Raw genomic sequence first — 7,597 nt, 5'->3', positions numbered from 1 at the left:
GTAAGTGCCTGGTGTGTGCAGCAATGAAAAAGTTGTTGCAGTTAGCTTATGGCGTATTGAAGTCGGGTAAACCATTTGCGGCTGAAATACCGCTTGCCAGATAGCTGGCAAGACGGTATCTAGGTGCGTTAAACCCTTCGATCACTGAAGCCCGAACAATAGTGTCCGGGCTTATTCATTACGATTCACTCAATATTTTACTTACTGAGCTGTTGTTGGTGTCGCAGGAGCTGCCTCCGCAGAAGCCACTGTTGGAGCCGCATCTTCTGGCACCACCGTGTGTGGCGTCATAATCGCGTTATAGGCATCTTGCAGCGCTTTCACATTCACTTCTGGCTCACCTTTGGGCTGGGTCAGAATCAGCGTAGTATCTTGCGATAATTGCTGCTTCAATTCCTGATTTAGCTCCGCCAACGTCAGCCCTGACAAAAATGCCTGCCGTAGCTTCTGATACTGTTCTGGCGCAATATCCACCACACCACTTTGCTGTGAACGCAGACGCTGACTCATCAAAATATCAGTATCGGTGCGAGCATAAGTAGCAAACAACTTACTGAGTTGATCGTTTTTCTGCACCATCAAGGCATCAAACTCAGCCTGGCTCAGGCCATTGGTGCGCAAGCTAGCCAGTTCGCGCGCCACAAAACTCATGCCCGGCGTCAGATTTTCAGTTGGCGTATTCAGGTGAATCGCACATTGAGCACGTTGATATTGCACCCGGCAATCAAAGCCCAGCTTCAGGTTCTTCTGATCACTTTTTTCCAGCACTTGTTGAACATGCCAGAATAGTGCCTCACGGGCTAAATCACTGCGCCAGTAGCGGCTTAACGCAACGGAGTCCTGAATCGGATGCCAAGGGGTATCCCACATTAATGATAATGTGTCTTGTGTTGCCTGCTCACTCATCAAGCTCACCGGCTCTGGTGGCAGTGGCGCTAGCATCGCGATAGGTGCCGGCGTTGTACGTTTCCCTTTCAACTCAGAGAATGTTTTGCCAATTTGGGCAGCAATACTGCGGCTATCAACATTACCCACCACATACAATGTCATGGCATCCGGGGTATACCATTGCTGATAAAACTGTTTCAGCTTCTCGATATCTACTGGTTTTGCCACTGGCTGGCCAGGATCATGACCCATCAGAGAAGAGCCTTTAAGGCGGTAACGCCACCAAGGTTCCTGAATATTTTGCGGGAATGTGGCAATGGGATCGGTTGCACTATTCAGTGCTGCATTGACAGTCTGTTCACTGATAGCCAGTTTGCCACTGGTATCGGATAACCACGCCAGGGCTTCTTTCATCAAATCGGGGCGGTTATTGGGCAAACTCAAACTGTATAAGGTGAAATCATAAGATGTAATAGCCGGTGGCAATGGACGATCGTTATCGACCCCTTGCTGCCATAGAGACTGAAGCTGGGCAGGAGTAAAACTCGCGCTGCTCATTAATGCCAGGCGCGGTAACAGATGGGCAAAACCAACGTGTTGTGCGCTCTCAGATAATGAGCCAGTATTAACGACCAGACGTAACTCGACCCGATCGCTAGGGCGCTGCGGTGTCGCTAGCAACTGCCATGAAAACCCGTTTTCTAATTTTCCCTGCTGCCAGGCAGGATCGGGTTGTAGTGCTTCAGCCTGCACATTACTGCTGGCGGCAGCCAACAATAATCCACCAACTATGAGACGAATTCTGGTGCCCTGCATGTGAACCCCTACTTAATAAACTATCCAAATTTGACCCTTCTTACTTGAAGTTGCAGCGGTGTTAGCGGCTTTCCTTCACCCGAATCACTGACTTGAGTCAGCTCATCGGGCTTCACTCATTTGCTGCCTACCTGCAACCCCAATTACTTTGGGTATAAACAATGCAATCCTTACGTGAACCATGCGTGTTTTCATGCAAATTGTCACAGTGAGAGCGGAACGTGGGAGTGTACCATTCTGTTAGACCGCATGCTTTTGTGGATGTCACTCATCAGAGTAAAAAATAGTATCTAAATGGTAATTAACACAAGAAATGATATCGCGGGGGTGATCACGAGGTGCTACCGGTGGCAATGTTAGCCACCGGTAGTGAATCAAATAGACAAATGACTTAATGTTTTATTCTGGGTGAATCAAGCAGATGTGCTGCTCTTTATCTCGTTATTCGGTAAGGTTTTATTTGATAACACCGCTTGCAGCTGATCGTTATCCAACTGGTTACACCATTTCGCGACAACAATTGTTGCAACCCCATTCCCCACCAGATTAGTCAGCGCACGGGCTTCTGACATAAAGCGGTCGATACCCAGAATCAGCGCCAAACCTGCCAATGGTAAATGCCCAACCGCAGAGATGGTGGCCGCCAACACGATAAAGCCGCTACCTGTGACCCCTGCGGCACCTTTTGAGGAGAGCAACAGCACCACCAATAAGGTCACCTGATGAATCACATCCATATGGGTATTGGTAGCCTGAGCAATAAATACCGCCGCCATCGTCAGGTAAATAGAGGTTCCATCCAGGTTAAACGAGTAACCGGTCGGGATAACCAAGCCCACCACAGATTTCTTACACCCCGCTTTCTCCATCTTATCCAACATGCGCGGCAGCACAGACTCTGAAGATGATGTCCCTAACACGATCAACAACTCTTCTTTTATATAACGGATAAATTTGAAGATATTAAAGCCATTGAATTTCGCGATAGAACCCAGCACCACCACCACAAACAACACGCAGGTTATGTAGAAGCAGATAATCAACTGACCCAACTGCACCAAGCTACCCACACCGTACTTACCAATAGTAAAGGCCATTGCACCGAAAGCCCCGATAGGTGCCAGGCGCATAATCATATTGATAATACCGAAGATAACGCGGGAGAAACTCTCGATAACATTAAAGATAAGCTGACCTTTTTCACCCAGACGATGCAGGGCAAAACCGAACAGAACAGCAAACAGTAAGACTTGCAGAATGTTGCCACTGGCAAAGGCACCCACGACGCTGCCAGGAATGATATCCAGCAAGAAGGGTATAATCCCTTGCTGCGAGGCTTGCTCGGCATAAAGTGCAACCGCCTTGGCATCCAGTGTCGCCGGGTCGATATTCATACCAGCACCGGGTTGCACCACGTTAACAATCACCAAGCCAATCAGCAGTGCAATGGTACTGACAATCTCAAAATAAAGCAGCGCAATGGCACCGGTGCGGCCCACCGCTTTCATACTTTCCATCCCCGCAATACCAGTCACAACAGTACAGAAAATCACGGGTGCGATAATCATTTTAATTAGTTTAACAAATCCATCACCCAAAGGTTTCATTTGAGCGCCGAGTTCCGGGTAAAAGTGCCCCAATAATACGCCCAAGGTAATCGCCGTTAACACCTGAAAATAAAGACTTTTAAATACTGAAGCTTTCATAACTATGTCCTTTTGGAGAAATACACGGCAGCCTGTCGCTTTGCTCTATGTGATGATTGAGTGACACTTCTTTTTTATCCGTGCTTGCGCGGAAAATAACACCCTCATAACAATATGGAAATTATTAGTTGCACTGGATTGCACCCTAAATGCGAAATTAAGAACTGAAACGCTTCAAGCGGCAGCAACAATGGGAATTCAGTCAAATCAACCAGACAATTAACTCAAAATGATTAGCTACAAGAATGAATGGAAAAGAAACAACCAACATAAGTGAGGATTTAGCGGAATGAATGATTTTTGAAGGGAACGTTCGACGGGTAGTTGCCCCCTTTTGAGGGTAGGGAAAGGGGGCTATTTAGCAAAAATAGTCTGGGTTATTTGATGGCCCGACTGGGTAGCGCAGCAGCACTATTAATCGCAATTTCGTTAATGGCACTCCAGTTATTAACATCCGTACCGAAGGTATCCAATTTGATATATCTAGCTGTGACGGGAGTGAAAGTTAGTTTTTCACCATTTTTATCTGCGGAAGATGTTTCCAGACCTTCAGCCAACGGCTGCCAGTTCTTGCCATCATTGGAGTAAAAAATGGAAAACTTCAGTTTCCGCTCGGTGGGTTTAAACGGAACAATCAGAATATTTTCAATGGATTGCTCTTTATCCAATTCAAGCTGTACCCAACTCTCGCCAGATGCCGCCCAACGCGTTTTAACATCACCATCAGCGACATTCGCCGGAACATGGCCTTTTTCACTGTCATAACCGGATGCCGTTACAGCAACAATTTGTGCCGCATAGCCAGATGCGCAAAACAACGAACCGAGCAAAACTGTGGCTAAAACTTGTTTTTTCATCAACCTATCCTTTTTATCACGACGATGAGAACCCGTGGGTAAAAGCGCCGGGCAAGCAGACCCTGGGAAGCCGCTGCTCGGCACTTTTTACCAACAGCGGCCCCAGCACGGGCCGCTGTCGGGACTATTTACGGCCGTTCGGTTGCAGCTTCTCGCCCACATTGAGCAAGAACAGTTCATTATCACGGGTTGATACTCGCGCTGAACCGTCATCCATTCGATAAGCCCCTTCCGTGAAGCCCGCACCATTGAGGAAAGGTGCCACTGCCTGTGGTTTATTGCGCAATGACGCTTCCAGAGCCAACAGAGCGTAAGGTTCTATGGCATCAACATCGGCATATTGGCGATCAGGTGAGGCCATGAAGAAGCCGTCGATATAACGTGTTTTAATGATGTTATCGCCGATTTTCTCTGCCAGTTTTCGATAATCCGCCACCTGACTGGCATGGTAGAGATCCAACAAAGCAAACAAGGCGTAAGGATCACTGTTGGTGGTGTCCATATTGACTTTGATTTCTTTGCCCGGCGCAGTACCGATATCACCCAGCCCCTGGTCGTTGGCAATACCGCGGGCCACTTTCCACAGTAATGGGTCATTGTCGATAGCATAAGCACGCGCATAAGAAATCAGGAATTCATTACCTGCTTTGTATGGTTTGAGCACTGTGCCTTTTTTGCCGTAATAACCATCACGCGGCAGGGTGTAATTCGACAAATCCTGCCCGTTGGCTATCATTGGTCGGAAGGTATTGTCTTGATCGTTATAGGCATATTTGGCGAATGCTTTCAGACCATCCACCGTCCATTTCAGCAAGTCCTGCCCCTGTGGGCCTAAGTCTTTACCCAATTGCAACTGCATCAAGGCATTTTCAGAATAAAGGGTGCTGGTGCGCCCTTTGAGCATCATATTGCCTTCCAGTGCTGTCGGGCCGAACTCTGGCCCAAACTGGCGCTGAGCGCGGTCACCGAATTTGGAATGGGTATCGGCATCATCAGTGGGTTCTTCACGTTTCAGAGCTTGTGTGAACTGATAAACACCGAGGCCCGTTTTGGCGTCACGCGGCAAAACATACTGATCGGCCAGGCGTTTAGCCCAAGTTAATGCGCCCTGATCTTGCTGGTGTTTGTAAAGCAGGGATGCGGAATAAATCAGATCATTCCCCGCATTAAGGAAACTCAATCCCTTGGTAGCAAAGAAAGGTGGCTGCTGCTCAAATTTGCTTTCCCACAGTGCGCCCATCGGTTTGCCATATTCACCGTGGCGGCTGGTTTCGAGAATTCGCCAATCATAAACATGGGCATTCCAAAAACCACGAATAAAGCGAGCGGTGGCATCACTGTCGACACTGAACATCAGGTCATAGTAGGGATAGGCATTTTTCAGCTCATGCACCATCTCTTTTTCACTTGGCCCTTCTGGTTGGAGGGTTTTCAGATCAACAAACCGGTGTCCGCCCCAATACAGTAAGCCACTCTGGTCTTGATAGTTCTGGAAGTGATAGCGAACAATATCTTCAGCACGTTTCTGATAGCGCGGATCACCACTGAGTTGGCTCAAGCCACTCATGACACGCATCAGATTTTGTTGTGCCGAAAAGTTTGATAATACTGCCCGACGGCCATCGGGGAATATCCATTCCAATTGCTGTCCGGTTCGGGGGTCAACACCATCCGCCAGCAGCGGGCTGGGCTTATCACCGTGGTAAGTATCGGATGCCTTGTTTAATACATTATCGACATACTGTTTTACCACGGTCAGGCGTTCGGTATCCGCTGCCTGTCCGGCGGGTATATACAGCGTTGCCAGCGCTGTCATACTCAAAAATAACGCTCTTTTTTTCATTACTTCGTTACCTGTCAAAAATCGTTATAGCGAGGTGTGACCCCTAAGGTCAGAATTTAATTATTTCAACGCGGGATCAGAAACTGTATTTGATACCTACACGGTAACGGGTTTGGCGCTCATCGGTATTTTTGCTGCCGGAAACATTACCGATAGCCATATAAGGCGACCAGTTCTTATCCCACTTATACGTCAATTTAAAATCATGGGTCCAATCGTAATTTTCGTTATCTGATAAAATTACACCGGCTTTATTCGCTTGCTTGTAATCCAACTCATAGTCTAATTGGAAGTCTTTATTGATTTTATAACTCAAAACACTCGTCAGATTATAACCATTTTCAGATGTGTCTTTTTTTGTATTAATATTGGCGCTGGTGCGTTTGTAATAAGGACGATAACGCAACGAAACAGAGAGATCATCAGTGATATTTGCCTTACCACGCAGATAAGGACGGTAGCTGTTAGCCGTCGAGCTTGAATCTAATGAGAAGCCAGGTTCGATAGAGAATGTTTTGTCAATTTTATAGACATAGCTGGCAACCACTTCAGTGCCGTTACTCACACCTTCATGGAATGGCTTATCTTTGTCACTGGCGCTTTTCCACTTACCTTCTAGTGATAAACCGAAGCCATTAGCAAAGCGGTGAGACATTAATAATCGGTCTTTGTGATTATTACCACTTTGGTCTTGTGTTTCATGACGATAGTCAATAGTTACTGCCATTGCGCTGGTGCTGATAAGTGATGCCACTGCCAGAGATAATAATTTAAATTTCATTACAGTTACCTTATTTTAATAAATAACATTAATTATTATGATAAATATACATCTCACTTATGAAACGCCATTCTATTTATTTTGATATAAAGTTCCGAGATCCATGACTAATAGTTAGAAATTAATAGAACCAATATCCATTTATGTGACAAGGTTCAAAGTAAATAGTTTTGACTAATGCACTGGCACTGTAAGTTTTTTGTTATAGCCTAGAGATAGCAAGGTGTAGGGACTATTTCGAAGGGGATCGCCTTCGAATTAAATAGTCTTGACTAGGTAGGTATTAATATTGTATATGTGGCTGAATAAACAAAATAGATGTCAGCCGAATATTTTCTTATCGGTATTATTGTTAGTTTTAATCACTTTTATATAATAACGTTATTTTCGCAGGGGATAATTTGGCAATCAATACACACCAAAGTATGGCGAAGTGGATATTTTAGATTAAAATCTATTTTTATTTAATATAGGGAAGGATAATATTTTGGTTGTTCCTATTTAGATGAAAATACTGATATTCGACTCAAGTCCAGTGATTAAGCGCAAATCAGGTCAGTGATTCGGGTAAGTCAGGGAAGCTAATACAACTGTAGCTGTCGTGAATGCGGAGTAATACCCAAAGCCACTGGTGTTACAGCAAGGCAGCGAGCGAAGGCATCCCGATGAGCTGACTCAGGTCAGTGATTCGGGTAAGTGAGGGAAG

At 45.9% G+C, this 7,597-nt stretch carries 5 protein-coding genes; all 5 read right to left on the bottom strand.

Features of this window, described 5'->3' with window-relative positions:
• Positions 1-201 precede the first annotated feature (201 nt).
• Positions 202-1,704: a pitrilysin family protein gene (locus QSV56_RS21775; RefSeq protein ID WP_019081636.1), complete on the bottom strand. Its 1,503-nt coding sequence runs from the start codon at positions 1,702-1,704 to the stop codon at positions 202-204.
• Positions 1,705-2,117: 413 nt separating this feature from the next.
• Positions 2,118-3,410, bottom strand: coding sequence for a dicarboxylate/amino acid:cation symporter (locus QSV56_RS21770; protein WP_011817389.1), 1,293 nt, complete (start codon positions 3,408-3,410; stop codon positions 2,118-2,120).
• Between the two features lie 377 nt (positions 3,411-3,787).
• Positions 3,788-4,267 (bottom strand): discoidin domain-containing protein, encoded by a 480-nt coding sequence (locus QSV56_RS21765; protein WP_019081637.1) that lies wholly within the window; start codon positions 4,265-4,267, stop codon positions 3,788-3,790.
• Positions 4,268-4,391: 124 nt separating this feature from the next.
• Complete coding sequence (locus tag QSV56_RS21760) at positions 4,392-6,110, bottom strand: pectate lyase (RefSeq protein WP_046051884.1); 1,719 nt, start codon at positions 6,108-6,110, stop codon at positions 4,392-4,394.
• A gap of 76 nt (positions 6,111-6,186) precedes the next feature.
• The gene (locus tag QSV56_RS21755; RefSeq protein WP_019081639.1) at positions 6,187-6,891 is read right to left on the bottom strand and encodes an oligogalacturonate-specific porin KdgM family protein; all 705 of its coding nucleotides are present in this window, start codon (positions 6,889-6,891) and stop codon (positions 6,187-6,189) included.
• Between the last annotated feature and the right edge of the window lie 706 nt (positions 6,892-7,597).

It is taken from the genome of Yersinia sp. 22-579, from assembly GCF_030433455.1.
Classification (GTDB): domain Bacteria; phylum Pseudomonadota; class Gammaproteobacteria; order Enterobacterales; family Enterobacteriaceae; genus Yersinia; species Yersinia enterocolitica.
This window is presented reverse-complemented; position numbering and strand designations above follow the sequence as displayed.